This window comes from Streptomyces sp. CBMA123 (genome assembly GCF_014596465.1).
Lineage (GTDB): Bacteria > Actinomycetota > Actinomycetes > Streptomycetales > Streptomycetaceae > Kitasatospora.
This window is the reverse complement of sequence record NZ_MECK01000047.1, coordinates 1-22991: the sequence shown is the minus strand read 5'-3', so window position 1 is coordinate 22991 and position 22991 is coordinate 1. Positions and strand designations below refer to the sequence as shown.

25 protein-coding genes and 1 pseudogene are annotated in these 22991 nt (G+C 73.8%); 12 read left to right on the top strand and 14 right to left on the bottom strand.

Annotation, left to right across the window (positions count from 1 at the left end; all coding sequences use genetic code 11):
• A partial coding sequence (locus tag BG452_RS08315) for an anti-sigma factor family protein (protein WP_411292901.1) occupies positions 1 to 570 on the bottom strand: 570 nt, incomplete at its 3' end.
• Positions 567 to 1295 (bottom strand): RNA polymerase sigma factor SigE, encoded by a 729-nt coding sequence (gene sigE, locus BG452_RS08310; protein WP_188303550.1) that lies wholly within the window; start codon positions 1293 to 1295, stop codon positions 567 to 569. The genes BG452_RS08315 and sigE, both read right to left, overlap by 4 nt.
• Positions 1296 to 1583: 288 nt before the next feature.
• Here sigE and BG452_RS08305 point away from each other — a divergent pair, with 288 nt between their 5' ends.
• The gene (locus tag BG452_RS08305; RefSeq protein ID WP_188303549.1) at positions 1584 to 2216 is read left to right on the top strand and encodes an O-methyltransferase; all 633 of its coding nucleotides are present in this window, start codon (positions 1584 to 1586) and stop codon (positions 2214 to 2216) included.
• Positions 2217 to 2347: 131 nt separating this feature from the next.
• Here the strand turns inward: BG452_RS08305 and BG452_RS08300 are convergent, their stop codons facing one another.
• Complete coding sequence (locus tag BG452_RS08300) at positions 2348 to 2515, bottom strand: DUF3117 domain-containing protein (RefSeq protein WP_188303543.1); 168 nt, start codon at positions 2513 to 2515, stop codon at positions 2348 to 2350.
• 296 nt (positions 2516 to 2811) lie between these two features.
• On the opposite strand from BG452_RS08300, the gene BG452_RS08295 reads away from it, so the two are divergent.
• Positions 2812 to 3612, top strand: coding sequence for an enoyl-CoA hydratase-related protein (locus tag BG452_RS08295; RefSeq protein WP_188303542.1), 801 nt, complete (start codon positions 2812 to 2814; stop codon positions 3610 to 3612).
• A 2-nt stretch (positions 3613 to 3614) separates the two neighbouring features.
• Here the strand turns inward: BG452_RS08295 and BG452_RS08290 are convergent, their stop codons facing one another.
• Positions 3615 to 4214 carry a DNA-3-methyladenine glycosylase I gene (locus tag BG452_RS08290; RefSeq protein WP_317620946.1) on the bottom strand — a complete coding sequence of 200 codons (600 nt, stop codon included), beginning with the start codon at positions 4212 to 4214 and terminating at the stop codon, positions 3615 to 3617.
• A complete protein-coding gene (locus tag BG452_RS08285; protein WP_188303541.1) occupies positions 4211 to 4639 on the bottom strand; it encodes a DivIVA domain-containing protein in 429 nt (142 codons plus the stop codon). The genes BG452_RS08290 and BG452_RS08285 overlap by 4 nt, the downstream gene beginning before the upstream one ends.
• Positions 4640 to 4819: 180 nt before the next feature.
• Here BG452_RS08285 and folP point away from each other — a divergent pair, with 180 nt between their 5' ends.
• Positions 4820 to 5632 carry a dihydropteroate synthase gene (gene folP / locus BG452_RS08280; RefSeq protein WP_188303547.1) on the top strand — a complete coding sequence of 271 codons (813 nt, stop codon included), beginning with the start codon at positions 4820 to 4822 and terminating at the stop codon, positions 5630 to 5632.
• 75 nt (positions 5633 to 5707) lie between these two features.
• Here the strand turns inward: folP and BG452_RS08275 are convergent, their stop codons facing one another.
• Positions 5708 to 6517: a TIGR00730 family Rossman fold protein gene (locus tag BG452_RS08275; protein ID WP_223241921.1), complete on the bottom strand. Its 810-nt coding sequence runs from the start codon at positions 6515 to 6517 to the stop codon at positions 5708 to 5710.
• A gap of 111 nt (positions 6518 to 6628) precedes the next feature.
• Positions 6629 to 7705: a succinyl-diaminopimelate desuccinylase gene (gene dapE, locus BG452_RS08270; RefSeq protein ID WP_188303540.1), complete on the bottom strand. Its 1077-nt coding sequence runs from the start codon at positions 7703 to 7705 to the stop codon at positions 6629 to 6631.
• A 146-nt stretch (positions 7706 to 7851) separates the two neighbouring features.
• Here dapE and BG452_RS08265 point away from each other — a divergent pair, with 146 nt between their 5' ends.
• Both BG452_RS08265 and BG452_RS45380 read left to right on the top strand, forming a co-directional pair.
• On the top strand, positions 7852 to 8919 hold the full coding sequence (locus BG452_RS08265) for a hypothetical protein (protein WP_188303539.1): 1068 nt from the start codon (positions 7852 to 7854) through the stop codon (positions 8917 to 8919).
• Between the two features lie 309 nt (positions 8920 to 9228).
• Complete coding sequence (locus tag BG452_RS45380) at positions 9229 to 10032, top strand: hypothetical protein (RefSeq protein WP_223241928.1); 804 nt, start codon at positions 9229 to 9231, stop codon at positions 10030 to 10032.
• A gap of 59 nt (positions 10033 to 10091) precedes the next feature.
• On the opposite strand, the gene dapC is transcribed toward BG452_RS45380, so the two are convergent.
• Both dapC and fdxA read right to left on the bottom strand, forming a co-directional pair.
• Positions 10092 to 11240 carry a succinyldiaminopimelate transaminase gene (dapC, locus tag BG452_RS08255; RefSeq protein ID WP_188303538.1) on the bottom strand — a complete coding sequence of 383 codons (1149 nt, stop codon included), beginning with the start codon at positions 11238 to 11240 and terminating at the stop codon, positions 10092 to 10094.
• A gap of 20 nt (positions 11241 to 11260) precedes the next feature.
• On the bottom strand, positions 11261 to 11587 hold the full coding sequence (gene fdxA / locus BG452_RS08250) for a ferredoxin (RefSeq protein ID WP_030287402.1): 327 nt from the start codon (positions 11585 to 11587) through the stop codon (positions 11261 to 11263).
• 133 nt (positions 11588 to 11720) lie between these two features.
• Here fdxA and BG452_RS08245 point away from each other — a divergent pair, with 133 nt between their 5' ends.
• Positions 11721 to 12731, top strand: coding sequence for a GNAT family N-acetyltransferase (locus tag BG452_RS08245; protein WP_188303537.1), 1011 nt, complete (start codon positions 11721 to 11723; stop codon positions 12729 to 12731).
• Between the two features lie 31 nt (positions 12732 to 12762).
• A complete protein-coding gene (locus BG452_RS08240) occupies positions 12763 to 13671 on the top strand; it encodes a transglutaminase-like domain-containing protein (RefSeq protein ID WP_223241920.1) in 909 nt (302 codons plus the stop codon).
• Between the two features lie 27 nt (positions 13672 to 13698).
• Here BG452_RS08240 and BG452_RS08235 read toward each other — a convergent pair whose 3' ends face one another.
• On the bottom strand, positions 13699 to 14328 hold the full coding sequence (locus BG452_RS08235; protein ID WP_188303535.1) for a response regulator transcription factor: 630 nt from the start codon (positions 14326 to 14328) through the stop codon (positions 13699 to 13701).
• A gap of 154 nt (positions 14329 to 14482) precedes the next feature.
• On the opposite strand from BG452_RS08235, the gene BG452_RS08230 reads away from it, so the two are divergent.
• Positions 14483 to 14980, top strand: coding sequence for a GNAT family N-acetyltransferase (locus tag BG452_RS08230; protein WP_188303534.1), 498 nt, complete (start codon positions 14483 to 14485; stop codon positions 14978 to 14980).
• 10 nt (positions 14981 to 14990) lie between these two features.
• On the opposite strand, the gene BG452_RS08225 is transcribed toward BG452_RS08230, so the two are convergent.
• The 4 genes from BG452_RS08225 to BG452_RS08210 all read right to left on the bottom strand — a co-directional run bounded on the left by BG452_RS08225 (position 14991) and on the right by BG452_RS08210 (position 20288).
• Positions 14991 to 16241 (bottom strand): sensor histidine kinase, encoded by a 1251-nt coding sequence (locus BG452_RS08225; RefSeq protein ID WP_223241919.1) that lies wholly within the window; start codon positions 16239 to 16241, stop codon positions 14991 to 14993.
• Between the two features lie 8 nt (positions 16242 to 16249).
• Positions 16250 to 16972, bottom strand: a complete 723-nt coding sequence (locus BG452_RS08220) for an ABC transporter permease (RefSeq protein WP_188303533.1) — start codon at positions 16970 to 16972, stop codon at positions 16250 to 16252.
• On the bottom strand, positions 16969 to 17934 hold the full coding sequence (locus BG452_RS08215) for an ABC transporter ATP-binding protein (RefSeq protein WP_188303532.1): 966 nt from the start codon (positions 17932 to 17934) through the stop codon (positions 16969 to 16971). Before BG452_RS08215 ends, BG452_RS08220 begins: the two co-directional genes overlap by 4 nt.
• A 179-nt stretch (positions 17935 to 18113) precedes the next feature.
• The gene (locus tag BG452_RS08210) at positions 18114 to 20288 is read right to left on the bottom strand and encodes a S9 family peptidase (RefSeq protein WP_188303531.1); all 2175 of its coding nucleotides are present in this window, start codon (positions 20286 to 20288) and stop codon (positions 18114 to 18116) included.
• 312 nt (positions 20289 to 20600) lie between these two features.
• Here BG452_RS08210 and BG452_RS08205 point away from each other — a divergent pair, with 312 nt between their 5' ends.
• From BG452_RS08205 to BG452_RS08190, 4 genes and pseudogenes are all read left to right on the top strand, one after another.
• Positions 20601 to 20795 (top strand): DUF2304 family protein, encoded by a 195-nt coding sequence (locus tag BG452_RS08205; protein WP_030062563.1) that lies wholly within the window; start codon positions 20601 to 20603, stop codon positions 20793 to 20795.
• Between the two features lie 31 nt (positions 20796 to 20826).
• Positions 20827 to 21735 carry an N-acetyl-1-D-myo-inositol-2-amino-2-deoxy-alpha-D-glucopyranoside deacetylase gene (gene mshB / locus BG452_RS08200; RefSeq protein ID WP_188303530.1) on the top strand — a complete coding sequence of 303 codons (909 nt, stop codon included), beginning with the start codon at positions 20827 to 20829 and terminating at the stop codon, positions 21733 to 21735.
• Positions 21732 to 22190: a DUF6113 family protein gene (locus BG452_RS08195; RefSeq protein ID WP_223241918.1), complete on the top strand. Its 459-nt coding sequence runs from the start codon at positions 21732 to 21734 to the stop codon at positions 22188 to 22190. The genes mshB and BG452_RS08195 overlap by 4 nt, the downstream gene beginning before the upstream one ends.
• A 239-nt stretch (positions 22191 to 22429) precedes the next feature.
• Positions 22430 to 22991, top strand: a pseudogene (locus tag BG452_RS08190) (hypothetical protein); the annotation flags it as partial.

Here is a 22991-nt window from a genome sequence, read left to right as displayed (position 1 = left end):
ACCGAAGGAGGCGCCGGCGCCGCGGCCGAAGGAGCCGCCGTTGAGCCGGCTGCCGCCGAGCGTCCCGGTGGCGCCCATTCCGCCACCGGGCAGGTCGTCGTCGTCGCGGCCTCGGCCGCGCGGCCGGCCGGCGTCCGCCGGGGCGTCCTCCGGGAGGCTGCCGACGGCCATCAGCCGGGCCATCAGCGCGGAGGAGGGGCCGGGGTTGTCGGTGCGGGTCAGCAGGTGCTTGACGGACCGACCCTCGTCGGCCTCGGCCTTGCACTGCGGGCAGGTCGCCAGGTGGGCCAGGACCCGCTCGCGGGAGTCGTGGCCGAGTTCGCCGTCCAGGAAGGCGGACAGCCGGTCGCCGAGGTGGTGTTCCTCGGCCGCGGGTTCGGTGGGCCGTACGGGCACCGCGCGCAGTGCCGTGTCGGCGGGCAGCGGGAGGGCGGGCAGCAGGGGCTCGCCGGGTTCGCCGATCACCGGGTCCGCGGCTCCGCGACGGCCCGGCAGTGCCCAGCTCCGCCAGGCCGAGGATCGTTCGGATGCGTCCGAACGGTCCGGGCCGGACCAGCTGGTTCCGCTCACGATCGCCTCCGTCCGCGCCCGCCGGGCGCAGTCGCGACCTCGGCGGCGACACCGACCGGCACCGGCTCCTCCGAGCCGCCGCGGCGCTCGCGGCCCGGGGCCGAGCCGGGGGCGCGGTGCTTGAGCGCGGCGCGCAGGTGGGAGCGACCGCGGTGGATGCGGCTGCGGACGGTACCGAGCTTGACGCCCAGCGTGGCGGCGATCTCCTCGTAGGAGAGGCCCTCGATGTCGCAGAGCACCACGGCGGCGCGGAACTCCGGGGCGAGGGTGTCCAGGGCCTGCTGCACGTCGGCGTCGAAGTGGGTGTCGCTGAAGTGCTGGGCCGGGCTGGGCTCGCGGGAGGCGAGCCGCTCGGCCGCGTCCTCGCCGAGCGCGTCGAAGCGGATGCGCTGGCGGCGGCGGACCATGTCCAGGAACAGGTTGGTGGTGATCCGGTGCAGCCAGCCCTCGAACGTGCCGGGGGTGTAGGTCGACAGCGAACGGAACACCCGGACGAAGACCTCCTGGGTGAGGTCCTCGGCGTCGTGCTGGTTGCCCGTCAGGCGGTAGGCCAGGCGGTAGACGCGGGCGCTGTGGGCCTCGACGATCTCCTCCCACGTGGGAGGAGTCCAGGTCTGCGCGTCGGGACCTTCGGCGAAGGTCGCGAGAACAGGGGCCTCGGTGGTACCGGCGGCCGGCGTCTCGGCGGCGGGCTGGTCCAGGTCGGTGTGCGCAGGCTGGTTCATCACGGGCTTCGGCGTACGGGCCGACGCGGTGCCGCGGGAGTGCCGCCGCACAGGGACGTCGCCCTCGGCCACACCTCCTCGGTCGGCTCTTCTGCCCAGCAGGGCCACCACCATATCCACCTCACCCGTCAAGCCCGGATAAAAGTGCCCGCGCGGTCTTGCGCACCCGGTCGTCAGTCACAACGGCCCGCCGCCGTACGCGGTTCCCGCCCGGCCAGTAATCTGTGGCAGGAAATATCGACATCCTCCGGCACCGGGCCGCCACCCGGGGCTCCGAAAGAGGCAGCCATCAGCGAGTTCGGGCCCGCGCGCGCGGCCCTCGCCGACACCTACGTGGGCGAGGACGCCGTGCTGACCTACGCCCGGGCCCAGTCCGCGCGGACCGGGATACGGGCCATCGGGCCGAGCGGCGGGGCCTGCCTGCGCCTGCTGGCCGCGGCGCTGGACGCCAAGGCGGTGGCCGAGATCGGCACCGGCACCGGGGTGTCCGGCGTCTACCTGCTGCGCGGGATGCGGCCGGACGGCGTGCTCACCACGGTCGACTCCGAGCCGGTGCGCCAGCAGCTGGCCCGCGAGGCCTACCAGGCGGCCGGCTTCGCGGCCAACCGCTCGCGGTTCATACCGGGCCGGGCCCTGGACGTACTGCCCCGGCTCGCCGACGGCCAGTACGACCTGGTGTTCTGCGACGGCGACCCGGCCGAGTCCCGCGAGTACCTGCTGGAGTCGCTGCGACTGCTGCGGCCGGGCGGGATGGTCTGCTTCGAGGGGGTCTTCCAGGAGGGCCGGCTCGCCGAGCCGGAACTGCAGGACCCGCAGACCGGCGCGGTGCGGGACCTCGTCCGGGACGTCCGGGAGAGCGACGCGCTACTGCCCGCGCTGCTGCCGGTCTCGGACGGGCTGCTCTGCGCCGTCAAGCGCTGACCGCGGTGCGGCGCCGGGCCCCCGTACAGCGCCGGGCGCCGGGCGCCAGGGGAACGCACGGGCCCGGGCCGACGTGATGTCGTACCCGGGCCCGGCAGACGTCTCCAGGAGACGACGAGCACCCGCTGCGGTCAGCCGGTGACCTTCTTCAGGGCATCGCCCAGGGCGTCGGCCTCGTCAGGCGTGAGCTCCACCACGAGGCGTCCGCCGCCTTCGAGCGGAACGCGCATGATGATGCCCCGCCCCTCTTTGGTGACTTCGAGCGGGCCGTCACCCGTCCGCGGCTTCATGGCCGCCATGCTCGTTCCCCTTCCTGCAACCGCTCAGCTACGCACCGGCAGTCCGTCCACCGCCGGTATCGAACGCATTGATCGGAAGCCATTATCCCGCATGCCACGGCCTGATGACCAACATCACTCTCGGTGCAACCACGGCCGGACCGGCCGGAACCGCCGCAATTGGCGTCATAAGCCCCGGCGCGGCGGCGGTGCGGGCCCCACCGGAAGGTGCGATACCTCACACTCCCCAGGCCGCCCTCCGCTCCGGCATCCTGGCACGACCACCGACGCAACGATCGTTTAGGGAGCCCTCGCCCATGTCCGATTCCGTGCTGTACGAGCTGGACGGCGGCCTGGCCGTCATCACCATCAACCGCCCGGAGGCGATGAACGCCCTGGACGTCGCCACCAAGGTCGCGCTGCGCGACGCCGTGACCGAGGCTGCCGACAGTCCGGCGGTGCGGGCGGTGCTGCTGACCGGGGCCGGTGAGCGGGCGTTCTGCGTCGGACAGGACCTGAACGAGCACCTGGCGCTGCTGAAGCGGTTCGAGGAGACCGGCGAGGGCGCGCTGCGGACCGTCGCCGAGCACTACAACCCGCTGACCCGCGCGCTCGCCGGGATGCGCAAGCCGACCGTCGCCGCGGTCGGTGGGGTGGCGGCCGGTGCGGGTGCCTCGCTCGCCTTCGCCTGCGACTTCCGGATCCTCTCCGACCGGGCCGGCTTCAACACCGCCTTCGCCGGGATCGGCCTGACCGCCGACTCCGGCGCGTCCTGGACGCTGCCCCGGCTGGTCGGGCACGCCAAGGCCACCGAGCTGCTGATGCTGCCCCGGACGGTCAAGGCCGCCGAGGCGATGGAGCTGGGCCTGGCCACCAAGGTCGTGCCGGCCGACGAACTCGCCGCCACCGCGCGGGTCTTCGCCCGCGAGCTGGCCGCGGGTCCGACGGTGGCCTACGGCGCCATCAAGGAGTCGCTGGCGTACGGCGCCTCCCACTCCCTGGACGAACTGCTCGACAAGGAGGACGAGTTGCAGACCCTGGCCGGGGAGAGCGAGGACCACCGGATCGCGGTGCGCGCCTTCATCGCCAAGGAGAAGCCCGAGTACGTGGGCCGCTAGGTCTACTTCGTCGTCGTCCCGCCGGTGCGGACGTGGCAGTCCGCCAGGTGGTCGTCGACCAGGCCGCAGGCCTGCATCAGGGCGTAGGCGGTGGTCGGGCCGACGAAGCGGAAGCCCGCCTTCTTCAGCGTCTTCGCCAGTGCCGTCGACTCGGGGGTGACGGCCGGCACCTCGCCCAGCGTGCGGGGGGCCGGCCGGTCCGGGCCGGCGGCGAACTGCCAGATCAGCGCGTCCAGGCCGCCGTCCAGGTCGCGGGCGACCCGGGCGTTGGCGATTGCCGCCTCGATCTTGGCCCGGTTGCGGATGATGCCGGCGTCGGCGAGCAGCCGCTCCTTGTCGGCCTCGCCGAACTCGGCGACCTTGCCGATCTCGAAGCCGGCGAACGCGGCCCGGAAGCCCTCCCGGCGGCGCAGGATGGTCAGCCAGGACAGGCCGGACTGGAAGGCCTCCAGGCAGACCCGTTCGAACAGGGCGTCGTCGCCGTGCACCGGGCGGCCCCACTCGGTGTCGTGGTAGACGCGGTAGTCGTCGGTGGAGTCGCCCCAGCCGCAGCGGCGCAGGCCGTCCGCGCCGAGGACGGCGCCGTCGCCCGCCCCGGTCACCGCTCCTGCACCGGCTTCGCGTCCTCGGGGGCCTGCCCCTTGGTGAGCGCCACGGCGGGCTCGACCACCGTGGCGAACTGCTCCAGGCCGGGCAGCGGTTCGGCGGCCGGGTCGGGGGCGGTGGCGGCCTCGACCGCGCCGCGCAGGTGGGCGGCGGCCTCCAGCTCGGCGATCCGCGAGTCGCGGTAGGCGAGTTCGGCGCCGAGGCGGTCCAGGACGTCGTCCACCTCGTCCATCCGGTAGCCGCGCACGGCCATCGGCAGGCGCAGCTCGTCCACGTCCGTCTTGCTCAGCGGTCGGTCCTGCGGAAGCCGCGCGGCGATGCGGTCCGGCACCGCCTCCGGCATCGAGCCGCCCCCGCCGAGCGCCACCAGCGCGGCGCCGCCGACCACGACGGCCATGGCGACCACGATCACCCAGAACACGAGCTGTCCTCCCGAACTCCCGGTCGGCCTCCTCCGAGGTGCCAGGGAACCGGGCTGATCATGACAGCATGGTCCCTAGTGAGGCCGGGGGCCATCATCGCACCCGCAGGAGCTGTGGAGGAGACATCGGTGGCACTGCGCCTGGGACCGCGCGAATTCGGTGACGACGAGCTGGTGATCATGGCCATCGTGAACCGGACCCCGGACTCGTTCTTCGACAAGGGCGCGACCTTCGCCGACGAGGCCGCCTTCGCCGCCGCCGACCGCGCGATGGCCCAGGGCGCGGCGATCCTGGACATCGGCGGGGTGAAGGCCGGCCCGGGCGACGAGGTCACGGTCGAGGAGGAGCTGCGGCGCACCGTGCCGTTCGTGGCCGAGCTGCGCAAGCGCCACCCCGAGGCGGTGATCAGCGTGGACACCTGGCGGCACGAGGTCGGCGAGGCGGTCTGCGAGGTGGGCGCGGACCTGCTGAACGACGCCTGGGGCGGGGTCGACCCCGAGCTCGCCGAGGTGGCCGCCCGGTACGACGCCGGGCTGGTCTGCACCCACGCGGGCGGCGCCGAGCCCCGCACCCGGCCGCACCGGGCCGGGTACGAGGACGTGATGGCGGACATCCTGCGGGTCACCGTGGGGCTGGCCGAGCGGGCGGTGGAGCTGGGTGTCCGCCGGGACGCGGTGATCATCGACCCGGGGCACGACTTCGGCAAGAACACCCGGCACTCGCTGGAGGCCACCCGGCGGCTGCCGGAGATGACCGCGACCGGCTTCCCGGTGCTGGTCTCGCTCTCCAACAAGGACTTCGTCGGCGAGACCCTGGACCGGCCGGTGGACGAGCGGCTGCTCGGCACCCTGGCCACCACGGCGGTCTCGGCCTGGCTGGGCGCCCGGGTCTACCGGGTGCACCAGGTCGAGGAGACCCGCCAGGTGCTGGACATGGTCGCCTCGATCCGGGGCACCCGCCCCCCGGCGGTCGCCCGCCGGGGGCTGGCCTGAGGCCGTACCTCATCCTTGGCGCTCGGCCCGCCTCCGGGGCGCTCGGGCCCGGCGCGCCCCTTCGGCTCGCTCGCGCTAGATGTCGTCGGCGGGCCGGCGGGCCTCGGCGAGGATCTTCAGGACCTCGTCGATCTCGTCGGTGATGTGGAACAGCTCCAGGTCGTGCGGGGCCGCCTTGCCCTGCGCGACCAGGGTGTTCTTCAGCCACTCGTAGAGGCCGCCCCAGTAGGCGCTGCCGAAGAGGATCACCGGGAAGCGGGTGACCTTCTTCGTCTGCACCAGGGTGAGCGCCTCGAACAGCTCGTCCAGCGTGCCGAGTCCGCCGGGCAGGACCACGAAGCCCTGCGCGTACTTCACGAACATCGTCTTGCGGACGAAGAAGTAGCGGAAGTTCAGTCCGAGGTCGACGAACTCGTTGAGGCCCTGCTCGAAGGGCAGCTCGATGCCGAGCCCGACGCTGAGGCCGCCGCCCTCCGAGGCGCCGCGGTTGGCGGCCTCCATCGCGCCCGGGCCGCCGCCGGTGATCACCGCGTAGCCGGCCTCGGCGAGGGCCCGGCCGATGGCCACCCCGGCCTCGTACTCGGGAGAGTCGGCCGGGGTCCGGGCCGAGCCGAACACGCTGATCGCGGGCGGGAGTTCGGCGAGGGCGCCGAAGCCCTCGACGAACTCGGAGGTGATCCGCAGCACCCGCCAGGGGTCGGTGTGCAGCCAGTCGGTGGGACCGGTGGTGTCCAGCAGGCGCTGGTCCGTGGTGCTGGTGCCGACCTGGTCCCGGCGCACCAGCACCGGGCCCTTCTGCTTCTCGGGCCAGGCCTTCTTCTTCCGCGGCACGCCGACCTGCTCGGGGCCGTGTCCGTAGTGCTTGTCGTCTCCTGTGCCTGTCATGACGAAACCCTACGCCCGCCTTCCCCCGTTTTCAGGCAACGGGGGAAGGTCGGTTGGGCAACCGGAAGGTGGCGTTCGACCGTTGGCGGATCGGCCTCGAACGTTTTCGACTCAGCTGGTCAGCCAGGCGCGCAGGCGGGCCTCGGTCTCGGCGATGGCGGCCAGCGAGCAGTGCTCGTCCCGCTTGTGCGCGTAGTTCGGGTCACCGGGGCCGTAGTTGACCGCCGGGACGCCGAGCGCGCTGAACCGGGCGACGTCGGTCCAGCCGAACTTGGCCCGGGCCTGGCCGCCGGTGGCCGCCAGGAAGGCCCGGGCGGCCGGCTGGGACAGGCCGGGGAGGGCGCCCGGGGCGAAGTCGGTCACGGTCAGCTCGAAGCCGTCGAAGACCTCGCGGACGTGCTTCTCCGCGTCGGCCTCGCTGCGGTCCGGCGCGTAGCGGAAGTTGATGGTGATGACGCACTCGTCCGGGATCACGTTGCCGGCCACGCCGCCGTCGATCCGCACCGCGTTGAGGCCCTCGCGGTACTCCAGGCCGTCGATCTCCACCCGGCGCGGCCGGTAGTCCGCCAGCCGGGCGAGCACCTCGGCGGCGTGGTGGATGGCGTTGTCGCCGAGCCAGCTGCGGGCCGCGTGGGCGCGCACGCCGGTGAGCCGGATCTGCGCCCGCAGGGTGCCCTGGCAGCCGCCCTCGACCATGGCGTCGCTGGGCTCCATCAGCACCGCGAAGTCGGCGGCCAGCCAGTCCGGACGGTCCTTGGCGAGGTGGCCGAGGCCGTTGCGGTCGGCCTCCACCTCCTCGCAGTCGTAGAACACGTAGGTGAGGTCGCGGTTGGGCTCGGTCAGGGTGGCGGCGAGCCGCAGCGCCACGGCCACACCGGACTTCATGTCCGAGGTGCCGCAGCCGTAGAGCAGGTCGCCGTCGACGTACGAGGGCAGGTTGTCGGCGATCGGCACGGTGTCCAGGTGTCCGGCCAGCACGACGCGCTCGGTGCGGCCCAGGTTCGTGCGGGCCACCACGTTGTTGCCGTGGCGGTCCACGGTCAGGTGCGGGTAGCCGCGCAGGGCGGCCTCGACGGCGTCGGCGAGCGCCTGCTCGTCGCCGCTCACCGAGGGGAAGTCGACGAGCCGGGCGGTCAGCGCGCCGCCGTCGAGGGTCAGGTCCAGGGGCGTCGGGTTCGGGCTGCTCATGGCGCCAGCCTAGTCGCGCGGTTGTGCACCCTGTGTGGTCGTTCTGTGACGTGGAACGCCCCCGGATCGGCAACCGGAGTGCGCCGCACATCCGTCCGAGTGGGTACGGTGTCGGATCAAGACGGCAGGGCGCGAGAGGGGCGACGGTGGCCAGGAGAAGGCACAGCGATGAGCTGGGCGAGGAGCTGGGCGACGATGTGGCGCCCCGCCGCCGCGGTCCGGTACGCGCGCTGTTGCTCGTGCTGGTCGGGCTGTTGGGCCTGGCGATGGTCGCGGGCCTGGCGGTGGTCGGGATCTGGTGGTTCGGGTTCCGGCAGAGTGCCACGGAGGAGTGCACGGTGAAGACCGCGGCCGGCAGCGGCACGCTGGAGCTGCCGCAGGCCGCCAACGCGGCGACGATCGCCGCGGTGGCCCGTGCCCGCGGGCTGCCGGACCGGGCGACCGCGATCTCGCTGGCGACCGCAATGCAGGAGTCCAAGCTGCGCAACCTCGCGGGCGGCGACCGGGACTCGATCGGCCTGTTCCAGCAGCGGCCCTCGATGGGCTGGGGCACCCCGGACCAGATCGCGGACCCGGTGTACGCGACCAACAAGTTCCTGGACGGTCTGGTCAAGGTGTCCGGCTACACCCGGATGCCGCTGACCGACGCCGCCCAGGCGGTGCAGAAGAGCGGCTACCCGCAGGCGTACGCCAAGCACGAGACCAAGGCGACGCTGCTCACCTCGGCGCTGGCCGGCCGGGAGCCCGCCTCGTTCACCTGCGTGGTGAAGGACTACGCCAAGCCGGACCCGGCCGACTCGCCGTCGCCGACCGCCGGCGCCTCGGCCACGCCGGCCGCCCAGCCGGACCGCACCCAGGTGCTGTCGGACCGGGTGCGCCGGGAGTTCGGCCGGACGGTCACCCCGGCCGCCGGCTACGCCTCGACGATCAAGGGCGCGGAGAACGCCGTCGCGCTGACCCCGGACCCGGCCACCGCCGCGCTGACCACCTCGGCCGACGCCGGGGCCGACGCGGGGGCGGGCGCCGAGCGGGCCAGCGGCTGGGAGGTGGCCCACTGGGCGGTCGCCCAGGCCCAGCAGCTGGGCATCGCGACGGTCGCCTACGACGGGAAGATCTGGCGCAAGACCGAGTCGGAGGACGGCTGGCAGTCCCAGACCTCCGGGACGTCGACCAAGCTCGTTCAGGTCACCCTGGCCCCGTACGGGAAGGGCTGACGGACACACGTTCGGGTTGCCGCCGGACGGGTGATTCCGGTCAACTCCGGTGGACCGGCCGCCCGCTGCGGCGGCCCTGAGTGGCGAACCGTCACTTCCCTTGGCCGGCACCGGTCCGACGGCCTCCGACGGGGTCCGGAGGAGACCTCTACTGCGGTCGTACGATCCGATGGTCGGTCAGGCACTTTCCTTGCACCGGCCGAAACCTTCTGGCTTCTCAAGCGGTAACAACGTCGTCCGCCCGGTCCCGTCCACGCCCGGATCGTCCACCTGGCGGACGGGATGACCCAGACCCCTTCGAGGAGCCTCATGTCTCACCCCCTCACGCGCCGGATCGCCCATGCCGCGCTCGTCGTGGCGGCCGGAGCGACCCCGCTGGTCGCGGCCGGCTCCGCGTCCGCCCTGGGCGGGGACGCCCTGCTTCCCAAGAGCGACCTCGCGGCGCCGCTGGGCCAGCTGACCAACACCGACACCGGTTCCACCCTGCAGCACACCACCCACCAGCTCGGTCAGGCGGCCGGCACCACCGGTGCGGCCACCGTCGCCGCGGGTGTACCGGCCTCCGCCGACGCGGCCGGGAACATCGTCGCCCACCAGCTCCCGGAGGCGAACGAGAAGGCCAGCTCGCTGACCGCCCCGGTCGACCAGACCGCCGCCACCACCGGCCAGCTCTCCGCCGTCACCCCGAAGGTCGCCTCGGCCCTGGCCGGCAAGCTCGGCGAGGCCGTCACCGGCAAGGGCATGGGCACCCGCAGCGCCGACGCAGGCGCCAGCCCGGTCGGCGGGCTCGCCCAGGCGGGCTCGATCGCCCAGGCCCTGCCCGGTGCCGACAAGCTCTCCGGCGCCGTCCCCGGCACCAACGCCGTCACCGACGCGCTGCCGACCAGCGCGGTCGAGCGCGCCCTGCCGCTCGGCCCGGTCGAGCACGCGCTGCCCGGCGGCCTGCCCGGCACCGACGTCCTGGGCCTGGCGGAGCACGGCTCGGCCAACCGGCTCGGCGGCGCCGACCTCGGCCCGAACAACCCGCTGTCCGGCCTGACCAACTCGCTCGGCCCGGTCGGCGGCCTGCTGGGCGGCGTGAACGGCGGCAGCATCAGCGGCCTGCCGCTGTAGTCCCGATGACGGAAGGGGTCGGTGTTCCGTGCGGAACACCGACCCCTTCCGTCGTGCCGTCAGCGTGCCGCGGTCAGCCGCTCCACGGCCGCGGCGACCCGCTCGTCGGTCGCGGTGAACGCGACCCGGACGAAGCCGGCGCCGGCCGGCCCGTAGAAGTCACCGGGCGCCACCAGGATGCCCAGCGCGGCCAGTTCGGCCACCGTCTCCCAGCACGGACGGTCCTGGGTCGCCCACAGGTACAGGCTCGCCTCGGAGTGCTCGACCCGGAAGCCGGAGGCCTCCAGCGCCGCCCGCAGCGCCGAGCGCCGGGCCGCGTACCGCTCCCGCTGCTCGGCCACGTGCGCGTCGTCGGCCAGCGCCGCGATCGTCGCCGCCTGGACGGGCGCCGGCACGATCATGCCGCCGTGCTTGCGCAGCCCCAGCAGCTCCTGGACCACCACCGGGTCGCCCGCCACGAAGGAGGCGCGGTAGCCCGCCAGGTTGGAGCGCTTGGAGAGCGAGTGGACGGCCAGCAGGCCCTCGTGGTCGCCGCCGCAGACGTCCGGGTGCAGCACCGAGACCGGCTCGGCCTCCCAGCCCAGTTCCAGGTAGCACTCGTCGCTGACCAGCAGCGCCCGGTGCTCCCGGGCCCACTGGACGGTGCGGCGCAGCTCGTCCGCGCCGAGCACCCGGCCGGTCGGGTTGGACGGCGAGTTCACCCAGAGCAGGCGCACCCGGGAGCCGTCCAGCTCGTCCACCGAGTCGTACTCGACCGGCTCGGCGCCGCACAGCCGTGCGCCCACCTCGTAGGTCGGGTAGGCCAGCCGCGGGTAGGCGACCTGGTCGCCCGGGCCGAGGCCGAGCTGGGTCGGCAGCGAGGCCACCAGCTCCTTGGAGCCGACGGTCGGCAGGACGGCCCGCGGGCCGATCTGCGCGCCGAGGCGGCGGTGCAGCCAGCCGGCGATCGCCTCGCGCAGCTCCAGCGGGCCCCAGACGGTCGGGTAGCCGGGCGTGTCGGCGTGCGCGGCCAGGGCCTTCTGGATCACCTCGGGGACCGGGTCCACCGGGGTGCCGACAGAGAAGTCGCAGAGGCCGCCGGGGTGGGCGAGGGCGGTGGCCTTGTAGGGCTCCAGCTTGTCCCAGGGGAACACCGGGAGCCGGTCGGAAACGCGGCGCGCCGCTCCCGGGTGGCCCGGGAACGGCGCGTGCGTGCTGTTGGCGTTCACAGCTCAGTAGCCACCGATCGTCAGTGGTCGGCGTTCTGCGGCGGCAGCGCGGCGATGAACGGGTGGTCCCGCTCGATCAGGCCGAGCTTGGAGGCGCCGCCGGGCGAACCCAGGTCGTCGAAGAACTCGACGTTCGCCTTGTAGTAGTCCTTCCACTCCTCCGGAGTGTCGTCCTCGTAGAAGATCGCCTCGACCGGGCAGACCGGCTCGCACGCGCCACAGTCGACACACTCATCCGGGTGGATGTAGAGGGAGCGCTGGCCCTCGTAGATGCAGTCAACCGGGCACTCTTCGATGCACGCCTTGTCCTTCACGTCGACACAAGGCTGCGCGATGACGTAGGTCACGCTGTCGTTCCTCCTCGGAAGGGCCTGGCGGCCCGTTCTGTTCTGCTGCCGTGCGCGGTGAGCGCGGCGTCGTCGATGCCCGCCCCTAGTATCGCGGGTCGGAGCAGGCAAATGCACAGGAGGTGGCCGGATCATGACCCGAGACCAGCTGGAGAGCCGTCCGGAAGTCCGGATAGATCGCTCTGACGTGGGACTTCGAGTCTCCGTGCGACGCCTCTCGGAGTTCGTGGACGACCGCCCGGTGTTCCGTGATGTGATCGGCGTGCTCACATCGTGGGACGATCAAGGACTGACGGTCGAGCCCCGCTCCGGCGGACCGGTCACCTTCCCGGAGAAGCTGCTGGTCGCGGGCAAGGTCGTGCCGCCCTTCCCGGCCCGGCGCGCGCCGCTGCCCGCCGCCACACCGGTCGACCTGCAGCGGATCGCCGGACGCGGCTGGCCCGGGGTCGAGCAGGAGGCGCTCGGCGCGTGGACGCTGCGCGCCGCGGCCGGGTTCACCCGGCGGGCCAACTCCGTCCAGGCGCTCGGCGACCCGGGCGCGCCGCTGCCGCGGGCCCTGGCCGCCGTCCGGGACTGGTACGCGGCGCGCGGACTGCCCGCGTACGTCGAGGTGATCACCCCCGGATCGCCCCCGGACCTGCGCGCCGAACTCGACCGGCTGGGCGCCGGGTACTCCCCCACCCTGGTGCGCACCGCGCCGCTCGCCCCGCTCGCCCGGACCGGCGCCGGGCACCAGAAGGTGCGGCTCTCCCGGACGGCGGACGCCGAGTGGACGTCGCTGTACCGCCGGATGAGCCCGGACCCTGCCCTGGAGCGGGCTGCCCGGGAGGTGCTGCACGGCGGCCCCTCGGTCTGGTTCGCCACCGTGCCCGGCGCCCCGGGGCAGCCGCCGCTGGCGATCGGACGCTGCGTCATCGACGGACCGTGGGCCGGCTTCGGCGCGATCGAGGTGCAGCCGTACGCCCGCCGGGCCGGACTGGCGACCACGGTCATGGCGGTGCTCGCCGCCCGCGCGGCGGAGGAGGGCGCGAGCGGCGCGTACCTGCAGGTCGAGGCCGAGAACGACGGTGCGATCGCGCTCTATGACGGACTCGGCTTCACGACCAGTCACACTTACCACTACGCGCTCCTTCCCCAGGAGTAGCCGCCCGACCGTTCCATCCTGGTATGTCCGCTTGTCCGTCCGTCGTACGAAGGCCGTCGCCGTCACCGTGACCGAGCAGAGCAGAGACCGCTTCCGGACCGCCGCCCGCACCGAGCAGCCCGACCCGGTGCTGCTCTGCCTGCTCGCCGCCGCCGAGCACGACCCCGTCCTCGACCCGGGCGATCCGGGCGAACCACCCGGCGTGGACACCCTGCTGGCCGCCTGCGAGGCCGCCCTCGACCGGCACGCGGCGGCCGTCCGGCAGGCCGTGGCCGAACGCTCGCCGTCCGGGCCGGAGGAGACCGCCGCCCTGCTCGCCGCCGTGCTCGGCGGGCGGGAGCGCTTCCACGGGCGCCAGTCCGACTACCGGCGGCTGGAGTCCTCGCTGCTGCCGGACGTGCTGCGCCGACGGCGCGGCCTGCCGATCATGCTCTCGCTGGTCTGGGCGGCGGTCGGCCGGCGCGCCGGGCTCACCGTCCACGGCATCGCCCTGCCCGGCCACTTCATCGTGGCGGTCGGCGGCCCGGGCGGCGGCGAGGACTACGTCCTCGCCGACCCGTTCCACGGCGGCCGGCTGCTCGACCCGGCCGACGTCGAACGCCTGGTCGCCGCCTCCGGGCACGACTTCACCCCGGCCCTGCTCACCCCCGCCCAGCCGCTGGACATCGTGCTGCGGGTGCTCGGCAACATCCGGGTCTGGGCCGCCGACCGGCCCGAACAGGCCCGCACCCAGCTCTGGGCCACCGAACTCGCCCTGCTGCTTCCCCGGCACCCGGCCCAGCTCCGCCTGGAACGGGCCGAACTCCTGGTGCGGATGGGCGACTTCCTCGGCGGCGCGGCGGAGATGGACTCCTACGCGCAGATCCTGGACGCCTTCGACCCGGACACCGCCGCGAAGGTCCGCCAGGAGGCCCGGGCGGCCCGCCACCGGCTCAACTAGCGGCTCGGCCGGCGGCTCCGCGCGGGGTTACAGCCAGCCCTTCTCCCGGGCGATCCGGACCGCCTCGGTGCGGTTGCGGGCCTCGGTCTTCTGGATCGCCATCGAGAGGTAGTTGCGGACCGTCCCCTCCGACAGGTGCAGCCGCCCGGCGATGTCCGCGTTCACCGCGCCGTCCGCGGCCGCGCCCAGCACGTCCCGCTCCCGTGCGGTCAGCGGGTTGGCGCCCTCGGCCAGCGCGGCCGCCGCCAGCACCGGGTCGATCACCCGCTCGCCGCGCAGCACCCGGCGGATCGCCTCGGCCAGCTCGGAGGCGGGCGCGTCCTTCACCAGGAAGGCGTCCGCGCCGGACTCCATCGCCCGGCGCAGGTAGCCGGGACGGCCGAAGGTCGTCGCGATGACCACCTTCGTACCGGGCGACCGGCGGTGCAGTTCGGCGGCCGCCTCGATGCCCGTCATCCCCGGCATCTCGATGTCCAGCACGGCGACCTGCACGTCGTTCGCCAGTACCGCCGCCACGACCTCGTCCCCGCGACCCACCTGCGCGACGACGTCGAGGTCCCCCTCCAGCCCGAGCAGCGCGGCCAGCGCCTCCCGGACCATCCCCTGGTCCTCGGCGAGCAGCACGCGGATCGAGGGGCTGTTCTCTGCGTTACCCATGGCCATGACCTTAGGGCCTGCCCGTCGGGCCCTCGCCGGGGCCGACGGGATCCGGGGGGCAGGCCCGTTCGGAGGCCCGGCCCCCAGCCTCCGAACGGAGGGGCCGCGAGGTTATCGAGTGGTTCACCGGGGCGCCGCACTCCAGACTGACCGGATGCTGACCCTGGAGCCGCTGCGCCCCGACCACGCCGACGCGGTACTCGCCTTCGAACTCGCCAACCGCGCCTGGTTCGCCCGCTCCGTCCCCGACCGCGGCGACGCCTACTTCGCCGGGTTCGCCGAGCGCCACGCCGCCCTGCTCGCCGAACAGGCCGAGGGCGTCTGCCGGTTCCACCTCGTCCTGGACGCGGACGGCACGCTGGTCGGCCGGCTCAACCTGATGGACCTGGTGGACGGCAGCGCCGAACTCGGCTACCGCGTCGCCGAGTCGGCCGCCGGCCGGGGCGTGGCCAAGGCCGCCGTCGCCCTGGCCTGCCGGCTGGCCGCCGAGGCCTACGGGCTCCGTGCACTGACCGCCGCCGCCACCCGCGACAACCCGGCCTCGATGGCCGTCCTGGCCCACAACGGGTTCGCAGTCACCGGGGAGTTCGTCCTCGACGACCGCCCCGCCGTCCGCTACCACCGCGCCCTGGACGCCCCCCGGTCGTCCTGAGAGCGGACCGCTACGGGACCTGCGGGGCGGGCGCCGGCACCGTCCGCAGCGGCACCGAGGCCCGTACCCGGAAGCCCTTGCCGCGCGGCCCCGGGCCGGTCTCCAGCCGCCCGCCGACCAGGGCCAGGCGCTCGCCCAGCCCGGAAAGCCCGTTCCCCGGCTGGGACTTGCCCGGCCCGCGCCCGTCGTCGGTGATCTCCAGGACGGCGTACCGCTCGCCGTTGTCCTCCCAGCTCTCGTCCGCCGTCACCGTGCAGACGGTGGCGCCCTCGCCGTGCCGGACGATGTTGGTGACGGCCTCACGCAGCGCCCAGGCCAGCGCGCCCGCCTCCTCGTTGGCCAGCGACGGCCAGGCGTCCACCAGTTCCGGCGCGGCCTCCAGCCGGACCTGCGCGGCGGACAGGGCGGTGCGGGCGGCGGCCAGTTCGACCGGCAGGGTGGGGCGGCGGAAACCGGTCACCGCCTCGCGCACGTCGATCAGCGACTGCCGGGCGACCTGCTCGATGTCGGCGACCTGGGCCCGCGCCGCCTCGTCCTTGCCCGCGTCCATGAACCGTCCGGCCAGCTCGCTCTTCAGGGTGATCAGCGAGAGCGAGTGCCCGAGCAGGTCGTGCAGGTCGCGGGCGAGCCGCAGCCGCTCCTCGGAGGCGGCCAGGTGGGCGACGGCGGCCCGGGCCTCGCGCAGCTCCTTCATGGTGGCGACCAGCCGCTGCAGGCCGGTCATCGCGACGCCGGAGAGGAAGGCGCTGAGGGCGAAGGTGGTGGTGTTGTCCGAGCCGGCGTGGATCACCAGACCGGTCGCGGCGGTGAGCGCGGCCATGCCGACCAGCGCGCGCAGCGCGTGCTTCAGCGGGGTGATCACCGCGAGGCAGACCGAGGCGTAGATGAACATGGTCAGGAAGGCGCCGCCGAGGACGGCCGAGGAGGCCACGGCCAGCACGATCATAGTCCCGACGATCAGCTGGCAGGCCCGCGGCTTCATCCCGGCCTGCGAGCGGAAGATCACCAGCAGCACGTAGGAGCCCACGAAGACCACCAGGCAGGCCCAGCCGAGGAGTTGACCGGTCAGACGGTGGCCGCCCTTGATCAGGTCGCTCGCCGGGTAGACCAGGTAGAGCATCCACAGCAGCATCCAGGCGACCTTGACCATCAGCTGTCGCCGGGTCTCCACCGGGGCGCCGGGGACGTTCATGAAGGACGCGCTCGCCGGACCGGCCTCCGTCGGCTCGTCGGGGCGTTCGATCCGGCGCTCGTCACTCATGTGGATCATCATGCCTGGCGGGTGTCACGCCGGTACAGGACCGTCGCGGCGGCCACGAACACCGCGAAGAAGGCGACCAGCCCGGCGACGGCGGCCAGGTCCAGCGAGTGGCCGGGCTGGGTGAAGCCGGCCAGCTTGTTGTACAGGAACACCGGGTTGAACCGGGCGAACTTCTCCAGCGAACCGCTCACCGGGAACCAGGTGCCGCCCAGCAGCGCCATCGCCATGTAGGTGATCATCACGATCGGCTGCACCGCCTCGGGCGCCGCCGCGTAGCCGAGCGCCACCCCCAGCGCGGCGAAGACGAAGCTGCCCAGCCAGAGCGCGGCCGCCAGCCCGATCCACTGCGGCACGCTCAGCGAGACGCCCTGGCTCGCGCCGACCACGAAGACCACCAGGATCGCCGGCAGCGTGGTCACCGCGGTCGCCGCGATCTTTCCCACGGTGTACGCCCGGCCCGGCAGGGCGGTCAGCCGCAGCTGGCGCGTCCAGCCGCTCTTGCGCTCCAGCGAGATCCGCTGGGCGCTGCCGGTGAGCACCGCGCCGACCGCGCCGAAGGTGGCCATCGAGACCATGAAGTAGGTCTTCACGGGCAGGCCGCCGGCCTGGTTGCCGGAGCCGTAGGCGTTGATGAAGAAGACGTACATCAGCGCCGGGTAGACGACGGTGAAGAACAGGTAGCGCCGGTTGCGGAGGGTCCGCAGGATCTCCAGCTTGATCAGGGTGGTCATCGCACGGTCTCCTTCTCGGCGTCGGCCTCGCGGTCCAGCTCGCCCGTGATGGTCAGGAAGGCCTGCTCCAGGCCGACCCCGGTGACCTCCAGCCCGCGCGGGTACAGGCCCGCCCGGTAGATCCCGGCCACGCTGGCGTCGGCGTCCGCGGTCCGGATCCGGACCGTCCGCACCCCCGGGACGCGGGCGGTGACGTCCAGCGACCGCACGCCCGGCAGGGCGCGCAGCACGGCCTCGTCGAAGCGGGCGGCGTCCGCGGTGAGGTCGGCGTCGTGGAGCTCGAAGGCGATCCGGCGGGCCCCGGCGCGCGCCTTGATCTCCGCCGAGCTGCCGTCGGCGATCAGCCGGCCTCGGTGCAGCACCAGGACGCGGTCGGCGATCGAGTCGGCCTCCTCCAGGTAGTGGGTGGCGAACAGCACCGTGCGCCCGGCGTCGGCCTGGGCGCGCATGCTCGCCCAGAACGCCTGCCGGACGCTGACGTCCATGCCGGTGGTGGGCTCGTCCAGCACGATCAGGTCGCTGTCGCCGGCGATCGCCAGGGCGAAGCGGACCCGCTGCTCCTGGCCGCCGGAGAGCTTGTCCACCCGGCGGTCGGCGATCCCGGTGATCCCGGCGTCGGTCAGCACCCCCGTGACCGACCGGCCGCGCGGGTGCACCGTGCAGGCGAGCTCGACCAGCTCGCGGACCTTGACGTCGGTCATCAGCCCGCCGCTCTGCAGCATCGCGCCGACCCGGCCGTCCTCGATCGCCGCCCGCGGGGTGCCGCCGAACAGCGTGACGCTGCCCTGGTCGGGCTCCCGCAGGCCGAGCAGCAGGTCCAGGCTGGTGGACTTCCCGGCGCCGTTCGGGCCGAGCAGGGCGACGGTCTCGCCCGGCCGCAGCACGAGGTCCAGTCCGTCCACGGCGCGCACCCGCCCGTAGCTCTTTCCGACGCCGCGGAAGGCGGCCACCTCGGTAACCATTCGCCCGGCTCCTCTTCCCTGGTGGTGTCGCGTGCGGTGCTGTCCGCACCACCTCAGGGTCCCGCGCGGGCCGGGGCCGGCGGCAGTGTCGGCCGTCGTGCCTTCGGTATGACGGATGTCATGCCGGCGGCCGGCCCCCCGGGCGGAGGTGCCGGCCGCGGAACGCGCTGGTCGGGGGGCTACAGCCCCAGCGAGCGCTTCACGAAGTCGACCTGGAGCAGCAGCAGGTTCTCCGCGACCTCCTCCTGCGGGGTCATGTGGGTGACGCCGGACAGCGGCAGCACGGTGTGCGGGCGGCCGGCGGCGAGCAGGGCCGAGGAGAGCCGCAGGGTGTGGGCGGCCACCACGTTGTCGTCGGCCAGGCCGTGGATGATCATCAGCGGGCGCTCCAGGCCGGCCGCGTAGCCGGTCAGCGAGTTCGCCCCGTACACCTCGGGCCGCTCGGCCGGGTGGCCCAGGTAGCGCTCGGTGTAGTGGGTGTCGTACAGCTCCCAGTCGGTCACCGGCGCCCCGGCCACCGCCGCGTGGAACACGTCGGGGCGGCGCAGCACGGCGAGCGCGGCGAGGTAGCCGCCGTACGACCAGCCGCGGATCGCCACCCGGTCGAGGTCCAGCGGGAACTCCCCGGCGAGCGCCTGGAGCGCGTCCACCTGGTCCTCCAGGGTGGCCCCGGCGAAGTCGAAGGCGATGGACTTCTCCCAGGCCGGGCCGCGCCCGGGGGTGCCGCGCCCGTCGGCGACGACCACCGCGAAGCCCTGGTCGGCGAACCACTGGGAGTTGAGGTGGGCGTTGTGCGCCTGGACGACGCGCTGGCCGTGCGGGCCGCCGTACGGGTCCATCAGGACGGGCAGCAGGCCGTCGCGCTCGCGGTCGTAGCCGGTGGGCAGGAAGACGGCGGCCGGGATGCGCCGCTCCCCGGCGAAGCGGAAGACCGGGCGGGGGGTGATCACCGGGGTCTCGGCGTACGAGGTGATGGTGGCGACGTCGTCGACCACCACGCCCTCCGCGAGGTCCCGGGCGACCTGCACCAGGGTGCCGGGCAGGTCGGGCTCGGCGGTGGCCCGGACGGTGATCCCGCCGGCGTGCACCGCGCTGGTGACGGAGGTGAACGGACGGCCGTTGGCGGACTCCCAGGCGAGCTGCTTGCCGTCGTGGCTGATCCGGCCGACGGCGATCCAGCCGGGCTCGGGGTCGGCCTCCCCGGCGCCGCCGGCGGCGCTGAAGAACACCTCCCGCGCGGTGACCGCGACGACCGAGCGGACGTGCAGGTCGGCGCCGGTGACGACCTGGTCGCCGACCACCAGCGCGCGTACCCCGCCCTGGTCGGAGATCCGGACCAGCTTGCCGTCCGGGGTCCAGGCCGGCACCCCCGGGAAGGCCTCCAGCCAGGCCTCGTCGCGTTCCTCGACCAGCACCTCGGTGGCGCCGGTGGTCACGTCCAGGCCGAGGATCCGCTGGGTGCGCTGGTCGCGGGACTGGACGAGCAGCAGCGGCACGCCGCCCTCGGACCAGTGCACCCGGGCCAGGTACGGGAAGGCCTCGTGGTCCCAGGCCACCTCGGTGCGCCCGCCGTGCAGGTCGAGCACCCAGAGCCCGACCTCGGCGTTGGCGGTGCCGGCCGCCGGGTAGGCGACCTCGGCGGGCTCGCGGTCCGGGTTGGCCGGGTCGGCGATCCACCAGCGGCGCACCGGGCTGTCGTCGGCGCGCTCGGCCAGCAGCCGCTCGCCGTCGGGGGACCACCAGAAGCCGCGGTCGCGGTCGATCTCCTCCTGGGCGATGAACTCGGCCTGGCCCCAGGTGACGTTCGGGCCGTCCGGCTCGGCGAGGGCCCGGTCGCCGCCGCCGTCGGTGCGGGTCAGCCGCAGTTCGCCGGCCGTGTTGGCGTAGGCGACGTGGGTGCCGTCCGGGGACAGCCGCGGGTCCAGCAGCGGGCCCACGGCGGGCAGTTCGGCGGTGCCGCCGGTGACGAGGTCGGCGGTGAACAGCCGGCCGGACAGCGCGAAGGCGGCCAGCCCCCCGGCCGCGTCCAGGGCGTAGCCGACGATGCCGGCCGAGCCCTCCCGGCTGCGCTCGCGGCGGGCCTTCTCGGCCGGCGAGAGGTCCTCCTCGCCGCCGCCGAGCAGGACGGCCGGGTCGGCGGCGATCCGCTCCTCGCCGGTGGCAGTGTCGAGGGTCCAGAGCAGGTTGGCCTTGTCACTGCCGGTGGGGGTCCCCCCGGCCGAAGGCCGGGAGCGGAGGAAGACGACCCGCGAGCCGTCCGGTGCGACGGAGAAGGAGCGGGGGGCGCCGACGGTGTAGCGCAGGGTCCGCGCGTACTGCCGGGGGAAGGTGTCCGCAGGGGTGTGGGAGGTCATGGCACCAGACCCTACGACGGCCGACTCCCACGGCCGGGTGACTGACGATCACTCGTTCGGAGCATCCCGCCCGAGTACGCCCCAAAGGGGCCCATACCCCCTCCGACCGGCCCATGCGCCCCACAAGTGCCCCCGTGCCCCGGCGCGCGTGGACTCACTGAATGTAATGCTCCCCTTACTCATCGGGTATGACTGGTCAGACGAGTGATCGTCGGGCCCCGTCCCGGGCCCCGGTCACCCGGCCCCGGTTCCCGTACGGTCCCACCGCCGTCCTCCCCAGGGGGCGGCGCCCGAGAAGGGGTATGAGCCCACATGGCCATGAACATCTCCGCAGCCGTGCTGATGCTCGTCATCGTGGTGGTGCTGATCCGCCGCTCCGGCCTCAAGCTGGCGCACGCCATCGTCTGCGCGCTGCTCGGCTTCTACCTGGCCTCCAGCTCGATCGCGCCGTCGATCAGCCAGGTCACCAGCAACCTCGCCGGAATGATCAATGGCCTGAAGCTCTGACCCCACGACCGCGGTCGTTAGGCTTCCTCCCATGACCGCGACTACCGGCCGCCGCCTCCTCCTGGTGCACGCCCATCCCGACGACGAGTCGATCGGCAACGGCGCCACCATGGCCAGGTACGCCGCCGAGGGCGCCCGGGTGACCCTGGTGACCTGCACCCTCGGCGAGGGCGGCGAGGTGATCCCGCCCGCGCTGGCCCACCTGACGGCCGATCGGGACGACACCCTCGGCGCGCACCGGATCGGCGAGCTGACCGAGGCGATGCGCGCCCTCGGCGTCACCGACTTCCGATTCCTCGGCGGCCCGGGGCGCTACCGCGACTCCGGGATGATGGGCGTGCCCGAGAACGACGACCCCGGCTGCTTCTGGCGGGCCGACGTGGACGAGGCGGCGGGCCACCTGGTCGCGGTGATCCGCGAGGTGCGCCCGCAGGTGCTGGTCACGTACGACGACGACGGCGGCTACGGGCACCCGGACCACATCCAGGCGCACCGGGTCGCGATGCGCGCCTACGAGCTGGCCGCCGATCCGGCGCACCGCCCCGAACTCGGCGCCCCCTGGCGGATCGCCAAGGTGTACTGGAACCGGATGCCCGGCTCGGTGCTCGACGCCGGGCTCGCCGCGACCGCCGCCGAGGCGTCCTTCCCGGGCGTCGCCCAACCCGCGGACGTACCCGGGGTGGTGGCCGACGAGGTGGTCACCACGGTGCTGGACGGCACCGGGTACGCCGGGCCCAAGGCCGCGGCGATGGCCGCGCACGCCACCCAGATCACCGTGGCCGGCGCCTCCTTCGCGCTCTCCAACCACCTCGGCCAGCCGCTGTTCGCCACCGAGTACTACCAGTTGGTGCGCGGCCAGGCCGGGCCGGAACGGCCCGAACGCGACCTGTTCGCGGGCCTGACCGAGGATCCGACTCCCAGCGAGGGGAACGCCCGATGACCGCGCCCGCCGCCAAGCCGAAGAGCCGCTCGATCGCGGTGACCGTCCTCGGCACCCGCGAGGAGCGGCTGGCCGAGCCCCAACCCCCGCGCGCCGCCCGGATCGCGGCGTATGTCCTGTTCTTCCTGCTGGGCGTCGCGGTATCGGTGTGCGGATCCTTTGTGCAGGCCCTGTGGCCGCCCGTGGGGGTTCTGCTGGCGCTCGCCGCCACCGCCGCGACCTTCTACGCGGGCCTGCGGGTCACCGGCACCCGGCTGGGCGCCGCGATGCCCGCGGCCGGCTGGTTCCTGGCGATGCTGCTGATGATGGTGCCCCGGCCGGAGGGCGACAACGTGCTCTGGTCCAACGCCACCTCGCTGGCCTGGCTGTTCGTCGGCTCGATCCTGGGCGTGATCTGCGCCACCCTGCCGACCCGCACCAGTTGGTTCCCCGGGGTGCCCAACCCCCCACGCTGATCCCGGTGGTCGGCCGCGTACGGTAGCGCGCACAACGCGCAGTCAGGATCACTCCGCCGTACTCTCATACCGGAGGAACCGGACGTATCAGGATCTGTCCGAAGCCGTTCACCGCTCAGTTCTTCCCAGTATGGTGGTCCCGCAGTACGTCGTACCCGACCGCCGTTTGCCCCAGGCCCGGCGACCACGAACCGCGGTCGCGCCACACGGCCCGCCCGCGAACCCGGAGCAGAGCAGCATTGAGCAGCCGCGAATCTGACAACGCCAACCCGACGCCCCGGCGCACGGGTCCGGACGCCTACCCGTCGGGCACGCCGCCCTACGGCACTCCGGGCCTCCCCGGCGGAGACCGGGCCGGCGCCGAAGCCGGGTCGGGCGGCGAGGACGACGGTCCGAAGACCGAGACCACCCTGACCACCCGGGTGCGGATCAACATCCCCGGCTCGCGCCCGATCCCGCCGGTCGTCGTCCGCAGCACCGTCAAGAACGAGACCGCCCGGTCCGACGAGGGCCCCGCCGAGCCGGCCGAACCCGGCGGCCCGCGGCACCGCTCCGCGCCCGCCTCACCCGTCCTCGGGGTGATGGACGGCGGCGGACACCCGGCCACCCCGCCGAACCTGCCGCCGGAGTGGCAGATCCCGCCGATCCCGCCGGCGACCTCGGAGGCCGAGTCCACCGGCGCCTGGTTCCGGCCGCGGCAGAAGAAGACCCCGACCGCCGAGCCCGCCCCGGCCGCCGTGCCGGTCGGCGCCCCGGGCGCACCGGAGGCCCCGGCCGGGCCCGGCACCGCCGCCGAGAACC

What these genes read in the sequence shown, in the direction of transcription:
- sigE (WP_188303550.1), bottom strand. Translation starts at nt 1,295, where the DNA reads ATGAACCAGCCTGCGCACACCGACCTGGACCAGCCCGCCGCCGAGACG.
- BG452_RS08300 (WP_188303543.1), bottom strand. Translation starts at nt 2,515, where the DNA reads ATGGCGGCCATGAAGCCGCGGACGGGTGACGGCCCGCTCGAAGTCACC.
- BG452_RS08295 (WP_188303542.1), top strand. Translation starts at nt 2,812, where the DNA reads ATGTCCGATTCCGTGCTGTACGAGCTGGACGGCGGCCTGGCCGTCATC.
- folP (WP_188303547.1), top strand. Translation starts at nt 4,820, where the DNA reads ATGGCCATCGTGAACCGGACCCCGGACTCGTTCTTCGACAAGGGCGCG.
- BG452_RS08275 (WP_223241921.1), bottom strand. Translation starts at nt 6,517, where the DNA reads ATGACAGGCACAGGAGACGACAAGCACTACGGACACGGCCCCGAGCAG.
- dapE (WP_188303540.1), bottom strand. Translation starts at nt 7,705, where the DNA reads ATGAGCAGCCCGAACCCGACGCCCCTGGACCTGACCCTCGACGGCGGC.
- BG452_RS45380 (WP_223241928.1), top strand. Translation starts at nt 9,229, where the DNA reads ATGTCTCACCCCCTCACGCGCCGGATCGCCCATGCCGCGCTCGTCGTG.
- BG452_RS08245 (WP_188303537.1), top strand. Translation starts at nt 11,721, where the DNA reads ATGACCCGAGACCAGCTGGAGAGCCGTCCGGAAGTCCGGATAGATCGC.
- BG452_RS08235 (WP_188303535.1), bottom strand. Translation starts at nt 14,328, where the DNA reads ATGGGTAACGCAGAGAACAGCCCCTCGATCCGCGTGCTGCTCGCCGAG.
- BG452_RS08230 (WP_188303534.1), top strand. Translation starts at nt 14,483, where the DNA reads ATGCTGACCCTGGAGCCGCTGCGCCCCGACCACGCCGACGCGGTACTC.
- BG452_RS08225 (WP_223241919.1), bottom strand. Translation starts at nt 16,241, where the DNA reads ATGAGTGACGAGCGCCGGATCGAACGCCCCGACGAGCCGACGGAGGCC.
- BG452_RS08220 (WP_188303533.1), bottom strand. Translation starts at nt 16,972, where the DNA reads ATGACCACCCTGATCAAGCTGGAGATCCTGCGGACCCTCCGCAACCGG.
- BG452_RS08215 (WP_188303532.1), bottom strand. Translation starts at nt 17,934, where the DNA reads ATGGTTACCGAGGTGGCCGCCTTCCGCGGCGTCGGAAAGAGCTACGGG.
- BG452_RS08210 (WP_188303531.1), bottom strand. Translation starts at nt 20,288, where the DNA reads ATGACCTCCCACACCCCTGCGGACACCTTCCCCCGGCAGTACGCGCGG.
- BG452_RS08205 (WP_030062563.1), top strand. Translation starts at nt 20,601, where the DNA reads ATGGCCATGAACATCTCCGCAGCCGTGCTGATGCTCGTCATCGTGGTG.
- mshB (WP_188303530.1), top strand. Translation starts at nt 20,827, where the DNA reads ATGACCGCGACTACCGGCCGCCGCCTCCTCCTGGTGCACGCCCATCCC.
- BG452_RS08195 (WP_223241918.1), top strand. Translation starts at nt 21,732, where the DNA reads ATGACCGCGCCCGCCGCCAAGCCGAAGAGCCGCTCGATCGCGGTGACC.